We start from the raw sequence: 22,289 nt of genomic DNA on the forward strand, positions 1-22,289 counted from the left end.
CCGGGCAGTCAGTGGCGCGCCACGAAATAGCCCGAGATCAGCGCTTTCATCCGCCGCGACGGTGACAGCGGCGCCGCCACCCGCATCACCTTGTTCCCCAGACCGGGCATCACAGTGACCTTGCCCGCCCGCATCGCCTCGTATCCGGCCTTGGCCACCGGCGCGGCGTCCATGATGAAGCGGTCCAGACGTGCCCAATCGCCCACCCCGGCAGTCCGCCCGAATTCGGTGCGGGTCGGGCCGGGGGCGAGGTGGGTGCAGGTGACCCCGGTGCCGTGCAGGTCGGAGGCCACCGCCTCAGAAAAGCTGCGGACATAGGCCTTGCTGGCCGAGTAACCGGCCTCTAGACCGTGTGGGATGACGTAGGCGGCGATCGAGCTGATATTGAGAATCGCGCCGTGGCCGGCCTTCACCATCCGCGCCGCATACAGCGTCGTCAGATCGGTCAGCGTCACCACGTTCAGCTGGACCATTCTCGACACCGCAGCCGGGTCGCACTCCTGGATCTTGAGCCCGAGGATCCCTACCCCGGCATTGTTGACCAGGTACTCGACGTCGACGCCGAGGTCGTCGACGCGGGACACCAGGTCGGCTCCGGCACCCGGTGCCGACAGGTCCATCGTGATCGGGTCGGCGCGCACCCCGTGGCCAGAACGCAGTTCGTCGGCCAGCGCGGCGAGCTCGGTGGCACTGCGCTCGCTGGAGACCACGACCAGATCGACGCCGTCGGCGGCGAACAAGGCCGCCAGTTCGCGGCCCAGCCCGGTGGAGGCGCCGGTGACCAATGCGCTGTTCATGCGTGCAATCCTGAGTCGCTGGTCACGTGGATCGGGATGTCGTCGGCCCACGGCTGCGCCTCGGCCATGTCGGCGACCTCGACGTAGCCGCGCTCGAACTCACCCGTCGCGGCGTCGACGAGGCGGTACTCCTGACGCTGAGTCTGAATCGGCTGGGAGTCGAGGATGATCACTCGTACCTCACCTGGCTCGAAGCCGCAACGCTGCTGCAGCGCCTCGATGAGGCACTCGTTGTGCAGGTGCCCGTCGCCGAAGTTCCACCCGAGCACCATCGAGCACAACACCTCGCCCTCGCACAGGTTGTAGTCGTCCTCGTCGTAACCGGCCAACGCCCGGTGCACCAGGGTGAACAGCGCGCGACCGTGGGTGTTCATGCCGCGGAACGCATACGCCAGATGGATGGGAATCAGGGCATCCTCTTTGCTCTTGTACAGCCGCTCCAGCTGCAGATGCTGCATGGGGCCGAGCGCCTTGGACCCGATCCGGATCTTCTCGTCCGCCGACGGCTTGACGCACCACACCGTGGTGTCCCAGTTGCCGGCGTAGTACCGCATCCCGGGCAGGAAGGAAACCTTGCGCGGGAACAGGTTTCCGATCACGACGGTCCCGGCCACCACCGCGAACAGCAGCACGACGGGCCACGGGTTGCCGGTGTCGGACAGCCCCACATGGGCGTGCGCCACGAACAGCCACAGCACGCCGAAGATCATGAACACGTTCCACTCCAACGGCACCCCCATCGGAAACGCCAACAGGATGTTGAGGTGGAACACGACCATCACGAACGCCGCGATGGCCGTCGGCCAGCCGCCGTGCGAGAACAACAGCACCAGCGGCACCAACCCCTCGACCGCGGTGGAGAAGTGCGCGATGAAACCCGATAATGCGCTGGGCCGCAGATCATCCGGGAAGCGCCTGAACAACGACCGCTTCAAGATCCCCGAGGGAATGAACGGATTGTTGGCCAGCATCGTCGAGATCACGAACGGGAAGTGCTTGTTCAGCTTCGACGTCGCCGCACCCAGCCAGATCACCATGAACACCACCTTGGCGCCGACGACGATGTCGGCCCCGGTGAACAGGAACGCCAGCGTCAGCGGCGCGTACACCTCGCCGCGGGCGGCCAGGAAGATGATCTTGTCGCGCAGGCCCAGCAGGGCCAGCACGCCCAAGACCGCGACCGGCTGCCACTTCGGGAGTACGCCAATGGTGGTGTCCAGAGCCGGAATCGGGCCGGTACCGCCGGAGAGCAGAGCGACGAAGAGCAGCATCAGCAGGGCGGCGTAGAGCACCACCTCCAGCAGGGTCCGGTTGCTGCCCTTGGTCAGCGGGATCCGGTCGGGCCACGGTGGCAGCCGGATGGTGTCGGGCCGCAGCCAGTACAGGATCGAGCCCATCGGCGGGAAGTAGCGCCCAGCCATCGGTCCGAAGCAGCAGCCGAGGCCGACGACCTCGAACAGCATTGTGTAGAGCACAACCTTCTGGAAGACGATCGGCTCGGTCCACCACGCGGTGACGTCGGTGAAGCCGCCGATGCCCGGCGTCGACCACGCGCACATCCAGGCGCCCAGAATGTAGAGCACGATCTTCACGCCGTACATCACCGGCATGATCAGCGGGGTGCCGAACCCGTTCTCGGCGATGTGCCGCTGCATCGGTATCACCCGCTCGGAGCGAGTGCCGTTGCTCCACTCGGGGATGTCGACGACGGGCAGATTGGGCTGGATGAATCCCATTGCGGCTCCTTCGACGGGTGCCAGGAAAAAGTACCTGCTGCGAGGCGGGCGCGACAGGTCCTTTGCCGACTCAGTGGGATAGTTTTCGGTGGGCGAGACCAGCCGGGAAAGACCATGTTGCGATCAGCGCGATCCCATTGGCCGGGCCGACCCGGCCGGAGTCGTCTGCGATCGATCGCCACCATGTGGAACGTTGCTCAAATACGTTGTGACACAGAGTCTTTAACCGGATTGTGCCGACGGGGGAGAGCCGCTCCGGCCGGCCAGGAGGCTGGGGTTCAGCGGGTCCGGCCGCGCCGGCGCGCGTGGACAAGCGCAGGCCCGCACTGGCACCGTGCAGCCTGTGCCGTGCCCGAGGACCGGGCCGCAGACCAGCCCGGGGACGGGCGTCGGAAAGGAATGTGACGTGGGAGCTGCCACGGTGCGAATCATCGGCGGCCACAAGCGCTTTGACGCCGGCAGCCTCGCACTGGCCGACGTCGACCTGGCCATCGACGAGGGCGAGTTCCTGGCGATCCTGGGGCGAAGCGGAAGCGGCAAGTCCACCCTGCTGCGGGTGATCGCCGGACTGGAGGAGCTGACGTCGGGAACGGTCGAGTGGTCGGACGCGCACGGCGTCACGCGGCCTCACACCGGGGTGGTGTTCCAGCAGGCGCTGCTGCTGCCTTGGCTGACCGCCGGCGAGAACGTGCTGCTCGCGGGGCGGTTCGCCGCGCAGAAGGCGTCGTTTGAGCGCGAGTACGCCGAAGAACTGCTGCGCCGGTTCGACCTCGAGCGCGTCGCCGACCGTTACCCCGATCAGCTCTCCGGTGGCCAGGCGCAGCGCGTCGCGATCATCCGTGCGGTCGCGACCCGGCCCCGGCTGCTGTTGCTCGACGAGCCGTTCAGCGCCCTGGACCCCGCCATCCGCGCCGACCTGCAGGCCTGGCTGGGTGCGCTGGCGGCCGAACTTGCCATCACCGTCGTCCTGGTCACCCACGATGTGGACGAGGCGCTGCTGCTGGCCAGCCGGGTGGTGCTGCTCGGCGCCGATGGACGGATCCGACGCGAGTGGCGACCTGGCAACGAGGCGCTGCGGCAAGAAATTCTCGACCAGTATCGCCTGGTCGAACAGTGACGAGTGCGCTTTCGCGGCGGTCGTTGTTGACCGGCGCGCTGGCCGCGGCCGGCGGGCTGGCCGGGATCGCCGACCTGGCCCACGCCGCCGCCGCCGACCGCACCAACACCACCGGGCAGCTCCGCATCGGCTATCTACCCATCACGGACGCGGCGCCGCTGCTGATCGCGCACGCTGCCGGGCTGTATCAGCCCGGCGTGGTCAGTGCGGCCAAACCGGTGTTGTTCCGCAGCTGGGCGTCGCTGGCCGAAGCGTTCGTCACCCGTCAGGTCGACGCGGTGCACATGCTGATGCCGACCGCGATCCAACTGCGCTTCCTGTTGCGTCGTCCGGTGAAGATGTTGAGCTGGAACCACACCAACGGGTCGGCGTTCACCGTCGCACCGCACATCACCGACCTCGGGCAGCTGGCCGGAACCCAAGTGGCGATACCGTTTTGGTGGTCGATCCACAACATCATCCTGCAGCAACTGCTGCGCGCCCACGACCTGGTGCCGGTGGTGCGCAGCAGCGCCTCGCGCAGCGCCCGCACCGTCGAGCTGATCGTGATGAGCCCGTCGGACATGGTGCCGGCGCTGGCGAACCGTTCCATCAGCGGCTACGTGGTAGCCGACCCGTTCAACGCGATGGCGCAGGTGCGCAAGATCGGCCGCATCCACACTTTCCTCGGCGACGTGTGGCGCGATCACGCCTGCTGTGTCGTGCTGGCCCACGACGACCTGATCGAGCATCGTCCGCAAGCGGCCGCCGCACTGGTCGACTCGATAGTCGTTGCACAGCAACGTATCAACACCGACCGGCCCGCCGCCGCGACGGCCTTGTCGACAGGGGCGTACCTGCCCCAACCGTTGCCCGCGATCAAGACCGCCCTGACCTACCGGCCCCAGGATTACCGAATCGTCCACCCCGAATGGCAACCACAGCGGTTGGGCTATCAGCCATTTCCGTTCCCGAGCTTTACCCGCCGGCTGGTGGAGGCCATGCACGACACCGTCGTCGACGGCGATCGTGGTTTCCTGGACCGACTTGACCCCGCGGCCGTGCATGCCGAACTGGTGGACGACACCTTCGTACGGGCTGCGCTGGCCACCCACGGCGGACCCGAATCCTTCGGTCTGCCTTCCGATTTGACCCGAAACGAACAGGTGCAGCCGCGATGACCCTGGATACTGCGACCGCCTCGGCCCATGCCTTCGCCGGTGCGATTGTGCGCCGCTGGTGGCCGCCCGCGCTGGCGATCGGGGCGGCGGTCGCATTGTGGTGGCTGGCGACCGCGGTCCTGGCCCCGGCGCAGTCCCTGCTTCGTGAGACCACTCCGGACCGGGTGATCCGATCGCTGGCCGATCTGTTCAACCGCGGTGTGCTGCTGCCAGACACCGGGGTCAGCCTGTGGCGGCTGCTGATCGGCTTGCTGGTCGGCGTGGTGCTCGGCGTTCCGGCCGGATTGCTGATCGGGCTCAACGATACCGCCGAGCGCGCCACCCGCCCCGTCGTGCAGTTTCTGCGGATGATCTCGCCGCTATCCTGGGCGCCGATATCGGTGGCGCTCTTTGGAATCGGCAACGAGCCGGTGATCTTCCTGATCGCCGCGGCATCGGTGTGGCCGATCCTGATCAACACCGCTGCCGGTGTGCACGCCGTCGAGCCGGGTTATCTGCAGGTGGCCCGCTCGCTCGGCGCCACCCGGGTCGAACAACTCCGGGTCGTGGTGTTGCCGGCCATCCGCGGGCACCTGCAGACCGGGCTGCGCGTCGCGCTGGGCATCGCCTGGGTGGTGCTGGTTCCCGCCGAAATGCTGGGCGTGCGTTCGGGTCTGGGCTACCAGATCCTCAATGCCCGAGACCAATTGGCGTACGGCCAGGTGGTCGCGGTGATCGTGGTCATCGGTGTGATCGGCTACGTGCTGGATCTGGCGGCGCGCCGGTTGTTGTCTGGGTCGCGCACCGACCGGCAGAGTTGAGCGCCCCATCCGCCGTCGCCTTTCGTAGCGCCCGGATGCCCGCCGCGTAACGGCATTCCGGCGGTACGCGTAGTCCACTACGCGGTTCATGACGGCCACTGCAGGCGAAGCTGAACGCACTGGAGGGTGGGACGCCAGCAACGACCGCCGGCCAGACAGCTGATTCGAATACCCAGGAGGCCCGAAATGACCGCAGCAGTTGAACCCGTGGCCGGCGGCGCACCCGAGACCGAAACCAGTGAGGTCGTGGCGTCGACGCCGGTGCTGATCACCGTGCAAGAGGTTGCCTTCAGCACCGCGACGGTGCTGTCGCCGGAGCCGACAACGGCGCGGCGGTGGTACGCGGCGCCCTCCGTGGTCGCGATGGCGGTGCGCAGGATGATGGTGTCGGCGACACCTGACAACCCCGCGCTCCCCGGCGGGTCTACCCGAAGCGCTATTCCTTCCTGGAATCCGCCTCCATGTCGCGCGAAATGGATCGGCTGTAGGAGTTTCGGCGCCGTGCCCAGGACTGGAGAGGGGGGCAGCCCTGGGCGCAAGGCGCGAAATTGTCCATGAATTGTCTCGTCTGGTGAGGAACGCACGGTTATAGTCGCCGTGTGATCAGCGGAGATCCGTTGACAGGGCGGGACAGCGAGCTGGCCGCCATCAACCGTGCGTTGGGCGGGGCGGGAAAATACTGCGGCGTGGTGATCGCCGGCGCCGCTGGTGTCGGCAAGACCGCCCTTGCCCGTGAAGTCCTTCGCCGAGCCGAGGCAAGCGGCCAGCGCACGAACTGGATTGTCGGCACAGAGTCAGCGCGCCCGCTGCCGCTCGGGGCGTTCATCGGGTCGCTCGGCGACGGGATCGGCGACCCCCTGACCAACGTGCGTCGTGTCACGAATTCGTTTGTCGCCCAACAGCGGCAGGGCCGCACGCTGGTGGGGGTCGACGACGCGCACCTGCTCGACGGGTTGTCCGCGCTCGTGGTGCACCAGCTGGCGCAGTCGCGTGGGACCCGCCTGGTGGTAACCGTGCGCACGGGAGGCGAGGAGCCCGACGCGGTCACCGCCCTATGGAAAGACGGTCTGTTGGCTCGACTGGAGCTTGCACCGCTGACCGATGAGTCGACGCGCGGCCTGATCGAGAACACGCTGGGCGGACCGGTCGATTCCCGCAGCGCCCATCGGCTTTGGAAACTCACCGCGGGAAACGCGTTGTTCTTGCGCCAGCTGCTGAGCGCCCAGGTCGCGGCCGGCCGGATTCGGCAGGCGGCCGGGGTGTGGATGTGGGATGACGACGTGGCGGTCTCGGCCAGCCTGCACGACGCGGTGGGTCGGCAGTTAAGTTGTCTTACAACGCAATTGGCGTTAGTTGTCGATACCCTGTCGCAGTGTGAGCCACTGCCGGTCGACGTGTTGTGTGGCCTGGTGGGTCGCGACGAACTGGAGACTGCCGAGCAGATGCAACTGGTGAGCATCGAGCGCACCGCCGACAGGCTGATGGCGCGGCTGGCACACCCGCTGTTCGGCGAACTCCGCCGCGCCACGGCGGGCGAGATGTACCTGTCCAGAATTCGGGGCCAGTTGGCCCGACGGCTGTCGAAGGATACTGACGCCGACATGCGCGCGACCGTGCGCCGGGCGCTGCTCACCCTCGAGTCCGATCTCGACCCCGACCCGAAGCTCTATCTGGAAGCGGCACGGCATGCGATGACGCTGCTCGACCTCACCTTGGCCGACCGTTTCGCGACCGCCGCCGCCGAAGCGGGGCTGGCCGATGCGGTCGGCGTTCGGGCGATGAACCTGGTATTGCTCGGTCGCGGCGAGCAGGCGGAGACGGCCTTACGCGAGATCGGCGCGGGCCACGAGGATGCTCATCACTGGGCGACGGTGCGGGCGGCCAACCTGGTCTGGATGCTGGGCGGCCCGAAGGACGCCGCGGCGATCCTCGATGGCCTGGCGCGGACACCGGAGACGCCGTCGCAACGGGCCGAGCGCATCGCGGTGCAGGCCTGCGTCGACGTGGTATCGGCGCGGTGCGCGGCAGCCGTCGAGAAGGCCAGGGCCGCACTGGGTTCTGCGGAACTGCCGGATTTTCACGCCATGATGGCATCGCTTGCGTTGATCATGGCGATGGGGGCGCTCGGCGACGTCGAGGACCTCGAAGCCGTTGCCGACGCGGCACTGCGTCGCGCCACCACCTCGTTTCAGGCATCGCATATGCGGTTCTGGTTCGGTGCCGTATACGGCCGGGCCTGCCGGTTGACCGGCCGCATCGATGAATTCATCAGCGCCGCAGAACAGCTCGCCGAGTCAGCCCGCGACGTTCCCGGCCTTGCCTATGCGAACCTGGCGTTCCTGTTGGGTCAGGCCGAACTGGTTCGCGGTGCCGCCGCCGACGCGGCCAGGCTCCTGCACGAGGCGCAGGCCGGGGTGCAGCGGCACGGCGTCACCACGGGACTGCATCCGGCCAGCTGTTTCGCGTTGGCAGAGGCGCACGCCAAGCTCGGCCAGCCCGCACCCGCCAATGATGCGGCGGCCCAAGCCCGGTCGTGTGTGCCGCCCGACTATTTGTTCATGCACACCGGGTTGGCGCTGGCATCGGGTTGGGCATCTGCGGCCGGCGGTTGCCTGACCGACGCCGTCGAGACCGCGCGTGCCGCGGCCGCGCAGGCGCGTGAGCGTGGCCAGCCGACCCACGAGCTGGCTTGTATCCAGGCGGCGGCCCAGTGGGGTGACGGCTGCGGTGCCGAACGCGCCCGCGAACTGGCCGAGGTGTTGTCGTTACCGATCGCCGATGTGGTTGCGCGGCATGCGGAATCGCTGCGCGCCAACGATGGCGACGGGTTACTGGCGGCGTCGAACGAATACCGGGCCATCGGTGATCGGGCTGCGGCCGCCGATGCCGCGGCGCAGGCCGCCGCGGTGTTCACCCGCGATGAACGAAGCAAACGTGGCCTGTACGCGGCGGCCCTGGCGCGGGAACTGGCCGACGAATGTGGCGGCCTGGACACGCCGGCGTTGCGCAGCCGGGTAGGTCTGCCGCTCTCCGGCCGCCAGCGTGACGTCATCGAGCTCGTGGTCGCCGGCCTGTCCAACCGCGAGATCGCCGAACGACTGGTGGTCTCAGTGCGCACCGTCGAGGGCCACGTCTATCACGCTTGTCAGCGGGTGGGAGCCCAGTCCCGCGAGGAGCTGACGGCCATCGTGAGCGCCGGCCGCGGCGCACGCTGAGCCGTAGGACCGCGGGTCGGCGCGGCTCAGCTCGCCGCGACGGCGCTGGTCCAGGCCAGCGGATTCAGTTCGCGGAATGGGTCTTTGGCGCGGAGGTCCAGCAGGTCGGCCAGGATGGCCTCCAGCGCCTGCCGGGTCTGCTCCCGTACCGAGGCCACCCAATATTCGTTCGACACGCCGTCGGGCGTGGTGGTGACGATGGGTTTGCCGAAGCGCAGATACATCCGCTGGGGGCGGGGAATGAAGGTGGGCCCGACACCGCGCATCAACGGCATCGCCATGTCGGCGTCGCCGGACATCCGGGCGCTGACGGCCCGGCTGATCCGGCCCAGCAGGCTGTCGCGGGTGACCATGCTCTTGTACACGTCGTCGCCGCCGACCAATCCGACCGGGACGATCGGGTAGTCGTTCTCCACCGCCAGGCGCGCGAACCCGGCGCGGGTGCCCCATCTGAGGGTGTATTCCTCGCCTTTGAACTTGGCGATCTCACGGCCGCCGCCGGGGAACACCAGGATGGTTTCGTTGTGCCGCATCAGTTCTCGCGCCGTTTCGGGATCACCGATGACGCCCCCGTAGGCCGTCATCACGTCGTGGCCGAACCCGGGTTGCTGGGCGAAGCGGCGGTCGGCAAGGGGCCGTACCCGGGCGCCGATGGCGCGCCGCACGAAGTGTGGGACCAGCAGCACCTCGCCGCCGATGAATTGAGTGTGGTTGCCCACCAACAGGAATCGGCCGTCGGCGGGCAGGGTGTCCAGTCCGTCGACGTAGGGACGGTAGAGGTCGATCAGCGGTGCGATGCCGCCCTGCAGCTTGTCCAGCGCGGTGCGTAACTTCGCTACCCGCGGTGGATGATTCATCACCGCGTCGATGTCTATGGGCCGGGTTTCGATGTCTTTGCGTCGTGGGGGCGGAAAAGGAGCCATGCCGCCCACTATACCGAACGAACTAGTTCGTCTGTTATGGTTGTGACGTGCGCAGCACCGATGAACTCCGCGGCACCATCCTGGATGCCGCGCGCTCTGAGTTCGCCCACTACGGGCTGGCTGGCGCCCGGATCGACCGCATCGCCCGGGCTGCGAACGCCAGTAAGGAGCGGCTCTACGCGCATTTCGGTGACAAAGAGTCGCTGTTTCGCAGTGTGGTGGCGGCCGACAGCGCCGAGTTCTTCGCGGCCGTCAGCCTGCGCCCGGACGCGGTGCCGGAATTCGTCGGCGACATCTACGACCTGGCCCGCCGGCGTCCGGAGCATCTGCGCATGATCACCTGGGCCAACTTGGAGGGCCTGGCTCTGGACCCGCCGCCGGCCGACGAGTGGGATTCGGTACCGGCTCGCGACGTTCACGCCATCGAAGCAGCGCAGGCCGCCGGGTATGTCGATCCGTGCTGGCAGCCGATGGAGTTATTGGTGCTGCTGTTCGGGGTCGGGCTGTCGTGGGCGCTGTCGCCGCATCCGGATGCGCGGACCAGCGATCCCGAGGTCGTTGCCCGGCGCCGCGCGGACGTGGTGGAGGCCGCCCGGCGGATCGTCGCTCCGACGGGCCGCTGACCCGCAGCCCCCCGCAGCCCGGTTACCTTCGCGCGCAGCCAGATTCAGTCGCGGCGAAAGCGGAAGATCGACCGGCGACGTGCGTCCGGCGGAAGGGTCTGCAACCGCTGCTGTGCCCGCAGGGCCCAGACGGGGTCGCCCGCCTCGACCGCGCGTTGGAAGGCCGCCCGCGCGGCGGCGATGTCGCCGTGCTCGGCCCGCAGGGTGCCGAGGCCGAAGGCTGCGGCCGAGGCCACCTCGCTATTTCGCGCGTCGACTGCCACCTGAAATGCGGACGCAGCGCGTGCGACCTCGCCCTGTCCGGCCCACAGGATCCCGAATCGCAGCGCGGCCGCGGGCGCGTGGTCGGCATGCCCCGAGTCGAGCGCGATCTGATAGGCGGCTGCGGCCCCGTCCGCGTCGCCCTGCCCGGCCCGTAACATCCCCAGCGCATTGGCCGCCTCCGGAGCATGCTCGGGATGGCCGGAGTCGATCGCGGCCTGATAGCAAGCGGCCGCCCCGGTGGCATCACCCTGTTTTTCGTGCAGTTTGGCCATGTTGATGGTGGCCACCGGTGTCGCGTCGACGTCCCCGGTGTCCATCGCCTGCTGATAGGCCGCCGCGGCGCCGGCGAAATCGCCGAGTTTCTCCCGCAGCAGCCCGAGGTTGACCGCCGCTTTGGGCATGTGCTCGGCATTGCCCGAGTCGATCGCGGCCTGGTAGCCCGCCGCCGCTTCATCGAGGTCGCCCTCCTTGTCCTGCAGGAGAGCCAGGTTGAACACGGCCATCGGCGCAAGCTGCGGGTGATCGGAGGCGACGACGATCTCGTACGCCTCAACCGCTCCGCCGGCATCGCCCAGCGCTTCTCGGGTCAACGCCAGGTTGAACGCCGCCGTCGGCAGCACGTCGGGATGCCCGGAAGCGACCGCGATCCGGTACGCGACCTCCGCTCCGGCGGCATCACCACGCCTGGCTCGTAGCCCGCCCAACTGCAGCAGCGCGATCCGAATCGACTCTTCATGGCCCGACTCGATGGCTACCCGGTAGGCGGCCACGGCGGCGTCGGTGTCGCCCTGCTCGTCGAGCAGATTGCCCAGGTTCAGCGCCGCCATCGGGGCGTGCTCGGCGTGCTCCGAGTCGATCGCCAGCCGATACGCCGCCGCCGCGCCGCCCGGATCACCCTGCTCGGCGTGTAGGAACCCGAGGCTGAAGGCGGCCGCCGAGGCCCAGTGTGGATGACCGGAATCGATGGCCTGCTGGTAGGCCGCCGCGGCCCCTTCGGTATCACCTTCGCCGGACAGCCGAAGCCCGAGTTGAAATGCTGCGGCCGCCACGCCGTCCGCCGAGCGCGTCGACTCGGGGTGGTCGCGGTCTGGGGTCACGTCAAAACAGTAGTCCCGCCGTCGAGCGGCGGACTGCCAAGCTGCGCCAACCGGGGCGCGGCCGCGCCGAACCTGCCGGCGACAATCTGGAAGTGCGAGCCGAACTGCGCCAACCGTCGCCCGGGGCAACACATTCGGGGCGGGCGGTGAGTCGGTGAGTCGGACTGCAGCGCATCATGCGTGCAGTACCGGCGTCGATGAACCCCGCTAGAGTGCGCCGTCAGGGTTTCGAACCCCGGACCCGCTGATTAAGAGTCAGCTGCTCTACCAACTGAGCTAACGGCGCGTGCTCGGCCTCAGACCGGCTTTCGACAATAACAGGCGGCACGGCGCAGAGGGAAATCCGCGCTCCGGCCCGAAATGGGTTGCGCAGAACCGCGCCGATCCAATACGGTCGCACGTCCACGGCTGGGGGTGGCGAGGCACTACAATAGCCGAAACAATCCAAGGTCAGCGGTGACCAGAATCAGCAACGGAATTTGGGAAGGTCACTTGATGGCGCCTTTGCGCAGACGTCGATCGTGGCTGGTTGTGGCCATGGTCCTGGTTGCTGTGTGTGGTGTTGCCTGCAGCAGTGCGCCCAGTGGCCCGGTTGCGGCCAAGGTCATCGAGAACAAGGGCACGCCGTTCGCCGATTTGCTGGTACCCAAGCTCACCGCCTCGGTCGCCGACGGCGCCGTGGGGGTCACCGTGGACACGCCGGTCACCGTCAGCGTCGCCGACGGCGTGCTGGCATCGGTCACCCTGGTCAACGACAACGGACGGCAGATCACGGGACAACTCAGCCCGGACGGGCTGCACTGGCAGACCGCCGAGCAGCTCGGCTACAACCGCCGGTACACGCTGAACGCGAAGGCGACCGGGCTCGGTGGCGCGGCGAACCGTCAGATGACGTTCCAGACCAGCTCCCCGGCGCACCTGACCATGCCCTACGTCGTACCGAGCGACGGTGAAGTGGTGGGCGTGGGTCAACCCGTAGCGATCCGGTTCGACGAGAACATCGCCGACCGAGTCGCCGCCGAGAAGGCCATCAAGATCACCACCAACCCGCCCGTCGAGGGCGCCTTCTACTGGCTCAACAGGCGCGAAGTGCGTTGGCGCCCAGAACATTTCTGGAAGCCCGGGACCACCGTCGACGTGGCCGTCAACACCTACGGCGTGAACCTGGGCGAAGGAATGTTCGGCGAGGACAACGTCAAAATGCACTTCACCATCGGCGACGAGCTGATCGCGACCGCCGACGACAGCACCAAAATGGTGACGGTGCGGATCAACGGCGAAGTCGTCAAGACCATGCCGACGTCGATGGGCAAGGACAGCACCCCGACCAACAACGGCATCTACACCGTCGGCGGACGCTTCAAGCACATCATCATGGACTCGTCGACCTACGGCGTACCGGTCAACTCGCCCAATGGATATCGCACCGATGTCGACTGGGCCACCCAGATCTCCTACAGCGGAATTTTCGTGCACTCGGCCCCGTGGTCGGTGGGCGCTCAAGGCCATTCCAACACCAGCCACGGCTGCCTGAACGTCAGCCCGAGCAACGCGCAATGGTTCTACGACCATGTCAAGCGCGGTGACATCGTCGAGGTGTTGAACACCGTCGGGGGCATCTTGCCGGGGACCGAAGGCCTCGGTGACTGGAACATCCCCTGGGATCAGTGGCGCGCCGGTAACGCCAACACCTGACCCGCGTTACACCCGCAGCACCGAACCCAGCGCCGACAACGGGACATGCGCTTCGACGGTGCCCCCGTCCATGTACCACTGCGGCATCCCCGGCGAGAAGTCGATCGGCTCGTCGTGTCCCACCGGGTAGTCGGGCATATAGATGATCAACTCGTCCGGGGTCAGCGCCCAAGCCCGGTAGCCGCCCGAGTAGACCTTGTCGGGTGTCCACCGGTCCGCCGAAAACGGATAGCTGCCCGGGTCGTGCGGTGGCGCGGCCTGATCGAGCGCAGTTTGGATGAACGGCTGAGCCGGTGCCGCGATTGCAGCCGTCGAGCCGTTCGTCAGGTCCGCGAGTTGGACTCGCCGGCCGCCCGCCATGTCGAAGGTGAAGGTGCGGTAGGCGTTGTTCGGCTTGGGCCCGTCGGCGTGGTAGTCCTCGTGGAAGACCGCGCTGAGCAGGTTGCCGTGCTGGAAGACCTGGTAGTTCTCCTCGCCGTAGCTGTCAGCGGCCATCAGCGAGTTGGCTTTTCGCCAGTTGCCGACCAGCGTTCGGAGGTAGTCGCGGATCACCGGACCCGTGGTGGGGTTGTCGATGAGGTCGACGGGTACCGCGACCTTGATGTCGCGCACGGCGTTGCGCTCCGAGGTGACCGCGGTGTGGCAGTATTGCCCGTCCCAACCGCCGCCGAGTTCGCCGCAGAACGAATCCGCCGACGCATGCACGGTCGCCAGGTGCGGGCCGCCCGAGAGTGCCGCGGCCGCCGCCAGCAGCGTTGTCGCGAGGATTCTGTTGATCACCGGTGGCTCCGATTCGTCTAGAGCAGCTGGACTTTGGCTGCCCGCCAGCGTCCGTCCACGTGCTCCATCGTCATCTTGATGCGGCTGCGGTCGATGCGTGGGTCAGGTACCGCCATGTTGGCCACGGTCTGGTCGACGAATACCAGGACCACCACTTTGTTGGCGCTCTCGGAGGCGATCGCCGAGTCCACCACCACCCCATGCGCGGTGGCTTTGTTGTCGATCAGCAACTGTCGCAGTTGCACGCTGGACTGGCTGTACATGTCCTTGAATTCGCCGGTAGCGCCGTCGAGCACCTGGCGGAAGTTTTCGTCGACGTTGTTGGAGTCGATGCTGGTCAGGACCTGGGCGTACTTGACGGCGGCTTGCTGGGCCTGCTGGCCCGCCAGCTGGATCTGGTGGCTCTGCCACTGCTTCCAGCCCAGGAAACCCGAAACCGCAAGGGAGGCAACGAGTAACACCGGCATGATGCTGCGCCGCAGGTAACTGCGCCACGGGCGTTTGGTGCGAGTCTTCTTGTCTTCCTTCTTCTTGGCGCGTTTGCCGAGCAACGGCTCGTCATCCTCGGCGGACCCATCCTCGGTGTCGTCGGCGGCTGCTTCCTGCGACTCGGCCGTCGCTTCGGTGTCCGACTCGGTCGGCGATTCGTCGTCGACCTGGTCTTCGCCATCGGCATCACCATCGGCATCGCCATCGACCGGGCCGGCTTCAGCTGCCTTGACGAGATCAACCTTTTCGGTTGTGGCGTCCGGCTTTTCGCTCTCGGTGTCGATGTCTTTCTCAGTTGTCGCGGTCATCATCATCTCCTTGGGCTGGGCTCAGTGCGGCGGTTCGATGGGCAGGGTCGGGCCGCCATAGGGCGTGGGGATTGTGTACCGGCCGCGTGGTGTCGGATCGGTCCGTTGACCCAGGTTTGCACCCGGCGGCGGGCCGGCGGTGTCGTCGCCGCCCGGACGCGGCGCGTTCTTGGCTCCGCGGATCCCCACTCCCGGGTCGTCGTCACGGCAGTAGGTGTACATGAACGGCTCGTAGTAGTCGGCAGCCGAAGGCGGGTGGCTCGGTGTCCCGTAATCGCAGGCATAGCGCGGATATAGCTCGGCTGTCGCCCATACGCCGTGGTCGTGGAAGGCGCTGGCCAGCGCGTCCAGCATCGATCCGCGGTAGTTGGGGAAGAGCGCGTTGAGCGCCGGCACTCGTACATACAGCATCGGGGAAGCGGTAGCCAGGCTGGCCAGCAGCTGGACCATCGTGTCGGAGTTGTCGGTGAACAGGCTGTCGACCATCGAAAGTGCTTGCGGTGAGCGCTCGGTCAGTCGTCGGTAGCCCCCCTGCATCCTGGCGACTCCGGCCAGCGTGCGGTTCAGGTCGACCGTGGCGGCGGCCAGTCCGGCGTTCTTGTCGGCGGCCAAGGTGAGCACCACCCGGCTGGTGCGCAGCACGCTGGTGGTCTCCGGCAGCACCGAATCAAGCGTGGACAGCAGAAAAGTCCCGCCGTCCACGATGGCGGTCAGCTTCGCGGGGCCCTCCTTGCTCATGCTGAGTTCTTTCTTGATCAGCTCGATCTTGTGCGGATCGACCTGGGCCAGCATGCCGTCGGCGTCACCGAGCAACTGCGCCAGGCTCACCGGGACCGTGGTGTGATCGAGCGCGATGAAGCTGCCGTCGTGCAGATAGGGGCCGGCATCGGTTTCGGCCTGGAAGTCGATGAACTGCTCGCCGGCCGGAGACAACCCCGACACGTGCGCGACGGCCGACGCCGGCACCTTCACCGTGGCGTCGATACTGGCGATAGCGTCGACACCCCGGTCGGTGATACTCAGCGAATCGACGCGCCCGATGCGCACGCCGCGCAACGATACGTCCTGATTCGGTAGCAGGCCACCGGATTCCGTCAAATGCACGATTACCCGATACGACGACGCGAACGGCTTGACCCGAAGTGCGCCCACCAGCAGGTAGGTGGTGGCGACAACCAGGGTGAGCACCAGTCCCGCCACCGACAGCCAGACCTGCCGGCGGTGGGCGGCCCGCACCAGTCGGACGATGGTGCCGGCAAGCGACTCGGTCATGGCGGTGGTCCCGGCGTCAGCAGGCCCGGCAGCTCCGGGGCCGGCGGGGGCGAGCCAGGGGCCGATCCGACGATCAGTCCGCCGGGGACGTTCGGGTCGGGCATCACCGGCACCTGCACCGAGTTGGGCCCCCGCCCGACCACCCGTTCCTGCAGGCGGAAGAGCATGTACTTCAGGGAGCCGACGAATTCGTTCCAGGTGAACCTGGTTGGTCCGTGCATGCCCCGGTCGCCGGGGAAACCGATGTCGGGAATCGCTCCCAGGATCAGTTGGTCGATGCTCGCGTGCACCGAAATCGAGTTCCCCGCAGTTGCTTTGATGATCAGAGGCAACATTCGGTTCAGGGTCAGCAGGCTGGTGTCGGGACTGACGGCGACGTCGTTGGCGGCTCCGGCGAGGGTGTTGAGGTCCTGGATCACGCTGCGGCCGCTGGTGTCGGTGCCGCCCAGCGACGGGAACCTCGACAGCATCCGGCTGGTGTCGCCGAATTGCAGGATCAGGTTGGAGATTTCGGTCGTGTTGGCGGCGATGGCACTGGTGCCGGGGTTGGCCGCCGCCATCAGATCGGTCAGATTCTGGTTCTTGGCGTCGATCTGTTGACTCAGCCGGGACAGTTCGGTCAGGCCCTGCGAGATCTGTCCCGAGCGGGCGTCCATGGTGTGCAGGAGTTGGTTGGATTTACTGATCAGTTGTCCGAACGCGTGGCCCTGGTCGCCGGTCGCCCGGCCGAAACCGTTGATGATGTTGGTGAAGTTGCGTACCGCGCCACCGTTCACCAGGATTGCGGCCGAACTGAGCACCGATTCGACGGTTGCGGCCGCGGCTGTCGATTCCAGGCCGATGGTGTCTCCGTTTTTCAGCATCGGTGTGTTGGCGTCGGTCTCGGACGGCGGCCGGACCGAGACGAATACGTCGCCCAGCGGAGTGGCGGTGCGCAACTCGGCGGTGCTGCCCCGCGGCAGCAGAACGCCGTCACGGATGCGAATGGTGGTGACCGCGGTGTAGTTTCGCGCCACCATCGACTCGACCTGACCCACATCGGCGCCGGCGAGCTTGACCTTGGCGTTCATCGGCAGGTTGAGCGCATTCGAGAACACCGCCGTCAGCGTGTACCCGCCCGAGCCCAGTCCCGGCGCCGGAAGGGGAAGGCTGGCAAGGCCGTTGGTGGCACATCCGGAACTGGCTATCGCGACTGCGGCGATGGCTGCGGCTGTCCTCCCGCGCTTATCCGTCATCTCTGACCCATTGCGGCCAGGCCGTCCAGCACGTAGGTCAACCCGAAGTCGGGTCCGAAGTCCTGGATGGTCCCGGTGCTGCAGCCGAGTTGCCGCAGCCCCATCAGGTTGCAGATCTCCTTGGTGAACTGGCTGTCGAAAACCAGTCGGTCGGTGAGGAAGTGCGCCCGCACGGCGCCGTTCTCCCGGTCGATTACGTTGTAGACGTTGTCGGCCAGCATTGGAGCGATGTCCAGCGTCTCGGCCAGGCCGCGACGTTCGTCGACCAGTGTCTTGGCCAGCGAGTTGCCGCCCAGCAGAGCTTGTTTGATGATGTCGCGGTTGGCGTCGAGCAGGTCGCCGGCGCGCTGCACCAGCTGGTCCAGTTTCTTTCCGGTGGTGCCGGTGCCGAAGTCCTCGTCGGCCAGTATCTGGCTGACCTGGTGGATGGTCGAGGCGAACTCGCGCAGCTTGGCGTCGTTGTTGGCGGCGGCATCGAACAACGAGCTCAGGTTTCTGACGATCGTGGTGATCTGCTGGCGGGTCTGGGCGCCGCCGTCGCTGCTGAGCCGCAAGGCGTTGGACAACTCGTTGAGGGCCTCTTTGATCTTGGCTCCGTTGCCGTTTACCACGTCGGCTCCGGCGTTGATCACGTCGCCGACGGGCCCACCGCCGTGGCCGTCGCCCTGCAGCGATTTGGTCACCTTGTTGAGCACCGCGAGGACGCGACTGAATTCGACCGGGGTCTTGGTGCGGGTCAGGCCGATGGTGTCGTGGTTCTGCAGGGTCGGCCCGCCGTGGTAGGCCGGAGTGAGTTCGATCTGACGATCGGTGAGGATGGAGGTGGACACGGTGACCGCTTGGACATCGGCCGGCACCTTCACCTTGCGGTCGACGGTGAATTGGACCTCCACGTAGCCGCCCTTCGGGGCGATCTTGACGACCTTGCCGACCGGCATGCCCAGTACCGCAACCACATTGTTCTCGTACAGGCCGGTGGCACTGTCGAACTGGGCGGTCACCGTCATCGGTTGGGAACGCGAGCTCAGATACCACCAGCCGAGGCCGATCGCAGCGGCCACGCAGGCCACGACGGCGGTCACCGCGATGATCTTGCCGCTGACCCGGGTCTTGAGGCGTCTCACTTGCAGTCCTTGAAGTAGGGGATCATGCCGAACTGTTTGGCGCGGCCGCTCAGCGCGCACATCCACGAATCGACGAGCAGGGCATTGGGCGCGTTGAAGCTGACCGCGTCGGCGTCGCCGGTGAGGTTGGCCGCTTGACGCGCGAAGACCGGGGTGACCTGTAGCAGGCTGCGCAGCAGATCGTCGTGTCTTGCCATCAGATCGGTGAACTCGTGCACGTCTTTGAGCAGCCCGTCCACCCCGGCCCGGTCGTTGACCACGATGTCGTTCATCGTCTCGACCAGAGTGGTGATCGACCGCATCAGGGAATGGAAGACGGCGCGCCGAGCGGCGAAGTGGCCCAACAGATCTTGGGATTGGTTGACCAGGTTGCCGATGCCGGCCTGCTGACGCCGCAGGGTGTTGCTCACCTGCTCGGTGCTCTTGAGTAACTGACCGAGTTGGTCGCGGCGCTGCGCGATGATCGACGACAACGAGTCGATGTTGGCTATGGCCTGCGGCACCACCTCGGGCAGTCCCTGCATCTGCTTGCCGAGCACGGTCAGCGACTGCGCGAACCGGTCGGAGTCGACCTGCTCGAAAGTGGTTGTGGCGTCCTGCAATGCGGCTTGCAGGTCGTAGGGAACGTCGGTATGCGACAGGTCGAACGTGTTGTTGGCCAGCGATCCGTTGCCGTCGGGGTACAAGGCAAGATAGCGGGATCCCAGAATGGTTGTCACCCTGATGGAGGCTTTCGAATCCTTGCCCAGTGCAACGTCATTCTTGATCTTCAGGCCGGCCTCGACGTGGTCGCCGACCAGCTCCATACTGGTGACCTCGCCCACCGGGATGCCGGCCACCGTGATGGGATTGCCCGGCCGCAGTGATGCGGCCTGCAGGAATTCGGCCGTGTAGTGCCGATAGCCGGCGCCGAATGCGTGGATCGCCAGCATGGTGCCGATCAGCACCGCGACCACCGCGACGGCGATCGATCCTAGCCACGTCTTGCTGTAGCTCTCCAGCGGCCGCTTGCGGATCCGCTGCCACCTGGTCAGGTCACTCATCGCCGACGTTCCTGCATCTCGGGGTGTGCCAGGCCCGGTTGCCGGGGGTGGCGGCGTTGACGATGATCGGGACGACGTCGTTGAGACCGGGGAAGAACCCGAAGATGTTGAGGTCGCATACGTAGGCGTTGCCGTAGGCGCCCTGGTTGCCAATGCGCGTCAGGCCCTTGAGTGCCAGCGGCAGGTTGTCACCCAAGAAGGCCACTTGAGGTTCGATGTCGAGCACATGCCGGGTCGTGCCCGGCTGCCGATCGATGAATTGCCGCAGCGCGGGGTAGTCGTCCCGGGCGGCTTTGGCCAGGTTGCCTGACATCCGTGCCAGCGCACCCATCGAGGCCTGCAACTCCGGGCGCCGCTGGTCGAGGGCCGCGACCACCTCACGGGTCTGCGTGATGACACCGTCGAGGTCGTCATTCTGCACGGCGAGGTTGCCGACCACCTTGTTGAGGTTGGTGATCACGTCACCAAGTGCTTGATCCCGTCCAGCGAAAGCTTCAGTGAGCGTTGACGTTTGAGTGATCAACGTGGTGATCGAGGCGGTGTCGCCCTGCAGCGACTCGAGGACCCCCTTGGTGAGGTTGTCCGCATCGCGCGGGTTGAGCAGGCTGAACAACGGTTCGTAGCCGTTGAGCAGCGCGGTCACGTCGAACGACGGGTCGGTGCGCTCCACCGGGATGGTGCTTCCCGGTGACAGCTGGGCCCGGTTACCTTCCTTGCCCAGCGACAGTCCCAGATACCGCTGACCGACGATGTTCTGATAGGTCACCGATGCCACGGTGTTGCCGAACAGGTGCTGCTCCTGCTGCACCACAAACGAAACCTTCGCGAATTTGCCAGTCAGTTCTATCTTTTCGACCCGGCCCACTCGTACGCCGGCCATCCGCACGTCGTCGCCCTCGCGGAGCCCGTACACGTCGCTGAACATCGCCGAATACGGTTGGGTGCGGCCGGCGACGTCGCGGCGCAGGCTCGAGTACACCAGCCACGTCAGCACCACGGCGACGACCATGAACAGGGAGAGTCCGATCAGGGAACCGCGGAATTTCACTTGGCCTCCCCGCTGGCCGGCGGATGAACCAGTGACACGGTAGTGCCGCGGGCGACGGGTCCGAGCAGCAGTTCGGTGGCGGCGGTGGCGGGTCGACCGGTGATCACGCCCAGGATCGTCCGCTCGTAGTCGCTACCGACCGGCCCGACGTTGCCGCCGAAGGACGACGGCGCAACCGATCCCGGCGCCGGCGGTCCCAACAGCGGCGGCGGCGCGACGGGTCCGTGCGCCGGCGGCGCCGGGTCGGGGTCGTCGGGATTGGCGCCGGTCCGAATCGGCGGCGAGGGGGGCGTGAACGGCGGCAGCGGCGGATTACGGTCTTCCAGACTGGGACTGGGGTTGGTCATCGGCGGGCCCACCACCACCAGATTGCCGTCGGGACCGACCACCGTCCCCGGCGGGGGAGCCAGACTCTTGGGCGGTTGATAGTTCTGCGGGAGAAGCGATTCCGGCAGATCGGGCTTGTTGGGCACCAGCGGCGCGGTGAAGCAACTGGGGCCCTTGAGCTCCCCGTAGCGGGGACAGTCGGCGCGGGAGTAGGCGAACGTCTGACTGAACGACAACCGGGCCCGCATGTTGCCCACCCCCAACTCCGAGTCCCAGACCTCCTCCTGGAATTTCTTGGCCAGGTTGTCCAGCTTGACCACCGCGGGCACCAGGTTGTTGGAGTGCATCGCCAGCACGCCCACCACCGGGGTGAGTTCGGAGGAGATCCTGATGAGTTGATCCATATGGTGATCGAAGGAGTCGTGCACGGTCCCGAGGGTGGATTGCGCGTCGGTGAGCAGCCCGGTGAGTTGGCCGCGCGTCTCGGCGAATGTCTGCATCGGCCCGACCGCCTCGTGCAGCGCGTCGAGCAGATCGGGCGCGGTCGCCTGCAACCCCCTCCGTCGCGTCGAGCAGCGCCGAGACCGTCGACGGGCCGGGGTCGGTGCTGACAATCGAATTCAGTTCGTCGATAGCACGAGTCAGCTGTTGTTTGCCGCTGCGCAGCAGGACGGGACGACGGTGGTCGGTAGCCGCTCCGAGTGCCGCGAGGATGCCCACCGACTTGTCCTCGCGGCCACGCCCGGTGGCGGCGAGCAAGTCGCGCAACTTGCTGATGGTGGTTTGGAACAGCACCGTCGGCAGGTTCCGGTCCTCCTGGATGTGGGCGCCGGGGCGGATCGCCGCTCCCGGACCGCCACCGATCAGCTGCACCGACGACACGGCGAACACGTTGCTGGGCACCACGCGTGCGGTCACCGCGGCCGGAATCGACTTGGCGTAACTGGTTTCAGGTTGATGTGGACGAAGTTGGGTTTGCCGCGTTCGGCCGGCACCACGTCGTCGACCGTGCCGACGAGCACGCCGTGGTATTTGACGTCGGATTTCTGCGGCAGGCCGTCGCCCACGTTGACCAGATCGGCGACCACCGGGACGTAGTCGTCGAGGCGACCGGTGGACTTGAACAGCAGCCCGGTGGTGAGCAGCGCGGCGACCAGGACCACCGCCAGGCCGCAGCCGAACAGCTGCCGATCCGTTGGTCCTCGTCCGTCGACGTCAAAAGAGTTGGCGTTCAAG

17 protein-coding genes, 1 tRNA gene and 1 pseudogene are annotated in these 22,289 nt (G+C 66.8%); 6 read left to right on the forward strand and 13 right to left on the reverse strand.

The features are described from left to right. Nucleotides 1–8 precede the first annotated feature (8 nt). Nucleotides 9–797, reverse strand: coding sequence for an SDR family NAD(P)-dependent oxidoreductase (locus tag L6444_RS09255; protein ID WP_236981835.1), 789 nt, complete (start codon nt 795–797; stop codon nt 9–11). After that, entirely contained in the window at nt 794–2,533 is a 1,740-nt protein-coding gene (locus L6444_RS09260; RefSeq protein ID WP_236981836.1) for a DUF3556 domain-containing protein, read from the reverse strand. The genes L6444_RS09255 and L6444_RS09260 overlap by 4 nt, the downstream gene beginning before the upstream one ends. A 406-nt stretch (nt 2,534–2,939) precedes the next feature. Here L6444_RS09260 and L6444_RS09265 point away from each other — a divergent pair, with 406 nt between their 5' ends. From L6444_RS09265 to L6444_RS09280, 4 genes are all read left to right on the forward strand, one after another. Continuing rightward, on the forward strand, nt 2,940–3,650 hold the full coding sequence (locus L6444_RS09265; RefSeq protein ID WP_236981845.1) for an ABC transporter ATP-binding protein: 711 nt from the start codon (nt 2,940–2,942) through the stop codon (nt 3,648–3,650). Beyond that, nucleotides 3,647–4,810 (forward strand): ABC transporter substrate-binding protein, encoded by a 1,164-nt coding sequence (locus L6444_RS09270; protein ID WP_236981848.1) that lies wholly within the window; start codon nt 3,647–3,649, stop codon nt 4,808–4,810. The genes L6444_RS09265 and L6444_RS09270 overlap by 4 nt, the downstream gene beginning before the upstream one ends. Beyond that, entirely contained in the window at nt 4,807–5,610 is an 804-nt protein-coding gene (locus L6444_RS09275; protein WP_236981849.1) for an ABC transporter permease, read from the forward strand. The genes L6444_RS09270 and L6444_RS09275 overlap by 4 nt, the downstream gene beginning before the upstream one ends. Nucleotides 5,611–6,209: 599 nt before the next feature. Next, a complete protein-coding gene (locus L6444_RS09280) occupies nt 6,210–8,825 on the forward strand; it encodes a helix-turn-helix transcriptional regulator (protein ID WP_236981850.1) in 2,616 nt (871 codons plus the stop codon). Between the two features lie 26 nt (nt 8,826–8,851). Here L6444_RS09280 and L6444_RS09285 read toward each other — a convergent pair whose 3' ends face one another. Then, entirely contained in the window at nt 8,852–9,748 is an 897-nt protein-coding gene (locus L6444_RS09285; protein WP_370652912.1) for a lysophospholipid acyltransferase family protein, read from the reverse strand. A gap of 47 nt (nt 9,749–9,795) precedes the next feature. On the opposite strand from L6444_RS09285, the gene L6444_RS09290 reads away from it, so the two are divergent. Beyond that, nucleotides 9,796–10,371 (forward strand): TetR family transcriptional regulator, encoded by a 576-nt coding sequence (locus L6444_RS09290; protein WP_236981852.1) that lies wholly within the window; start codon nt 9,796–9,798, stop codon nt 10,369–10,371. A 44-nt stretch (nt 10,372–10,415) separates the two neighbouring features. On the opposite strand, the gene L6444_RS09295 is transcribed toward L6444_RS09290, so the two are convergent. Both L6444_RS09295 and L6444_RS09300 read right to left on the reverse strand, forming a co-directional pair. Beyond that, a complete protein-coding gene (locus tag L6444_RS09295) occupies nt 10,416–11,732 on the reverse strand; it encodes a tetratricopeptide repeat protein (protein WP_236981854.1) in 1,317 nt (438 codons plus the stop codon). A 213-nt stretch (nt 11,733–11,945) separates the two neighbouring features. Further along, nucleotides 11,946–12,018 (reverse strand) — tRNA-Lys (locus L6444_RS09300). A 209-nt stretch (nt 12,019–12,227) separates the two neighbouring features. Here L6444_RS09300 and L6444_RS09305 point away from each other — a divergent pair. Then, complete coding sequence (locus tag L6444_RS09305) at nt 12,228–13,427, forward strand: L,D-transpeptidase (RefSeq protein ID WP_236981856.1); 1,200 nt, start codon at nt 12,228–12,230, stop codon at nt 13,425–13,427. 6 nt (nt 13,428–13,433) lie between these two features. Here the strand turns inward: L6444_RS09305 and L6444_RS09310 are convergent, their stop codons facing one another. The 8 genes and pseudogenes from L6444_RS09310 to L6444_RS09345 form a co-directional block, all read right to left on the reverse strand. After that, entirely contained in the window at nt 13,434–14,207 is a 774-nt protein-coding gene (locus L6444_RS09310) for a mannan-binding family protein (RefSeq protein WP_236981857.1), read from the reverse strand. Nucleotides 14,208–14,224: 17 nt separating this feature from the next. Then, on the reverse strand, nt 14,225–15,010 hold the full coding sequence (locus tag L6444_RS09315) for a tetratricopeptide repeat protein (protein ID WP_370652910.1): 786 nt from the start codon (nt 15,008–15,010) through the stop codon (nt 14,225–14,227). Nucleotides 15,011–15,025: 15 nt separating this feature from the next. Beyond that, on the reverse strand, nt 15,026–16,276 hold the full coding sequence (locus L6444_RS09320; protein ID WP_236981868.1) for an MlaD family protein: 1,251 nt from the start codon (nt 16,274–16,276) through the stop codon (nt 15,026–15,028). Beyond that, nucleotides 16,273–17,511, reverse strand: a complete 1,239-nt coding sequence (locus L6444_RS09325) for an MlaD family protein (protein WP_236981876.1) — start codon at nt 17,509–17,511, stop codon at nt 16,273–16,275. Before L6444_RS09325 ends, L6444_RS09320 begins: the two co-directional genes overlap by 4 nt. Then, nucleotides 17,508–18,635 carry an MCE family protein gene (locus L6444_RS09330; RefSeq protein WP_236981878.1) on the reverse strand — a complete coding sequence of 376 codons (1,128 nt, stop codon included), beginning with the start codon at nt 18,633–18,635 and terminating at the stop codon, nt 17,508–17,510. The genes L6444_RS09325 and L6444_RS09330 overlap by 4 nt, the downstream gene beginning before the upstream one ends. Then, on the reverse strand, nt 18,632–19,678 hold the full coding sequence (locus L6444_RS09335) for an MlaD family protein (RefSeq protein WP_236981880.1): 1,047 nt from the start codon (nt 19,676–19,678) through the stop codon (nt 18,632–18,634). Before L6444_RS09335 ends, L6444_RS09330 begins: the two co-directional genes overlap by 4 nt. After that, entirely contained in the window at nt 19,671–20,726 is a 1,056-nt protein-coding gene (locus tag L6444_RS09340) for an MCE family protein (protein WP_236981882.1), read from the reverse strand. The genes L6444_RS09335 and L6444_RS09340 overlap by 8 nt, the downstream gene beginning before the upstream one ends. Continuing rightward, nucleotides 20,723–22,288, reverse strand: a pseudogene (locus L6444_RS09345) (MlaD family protein). The gene L6444_RS09340 and the pseudogene L6444_RS09345 overlap by 4 nt, the downstream one beginning before the upstream one ends. Between the last annotated feature and the right edge of the window lies 1 nt (nt 22,289).

The sequence above is a fragment of the Mycobacterium kiyosense genome, assembly GCA_021654635.1.
Taxonomy (GTDB): domain Bacteria; phylum Actinomycetota; class Actinomycetes; order Mycobacteriales; family Mycobacteriaceae; genus Mycobacterium; species Mycobacterium kiyosense.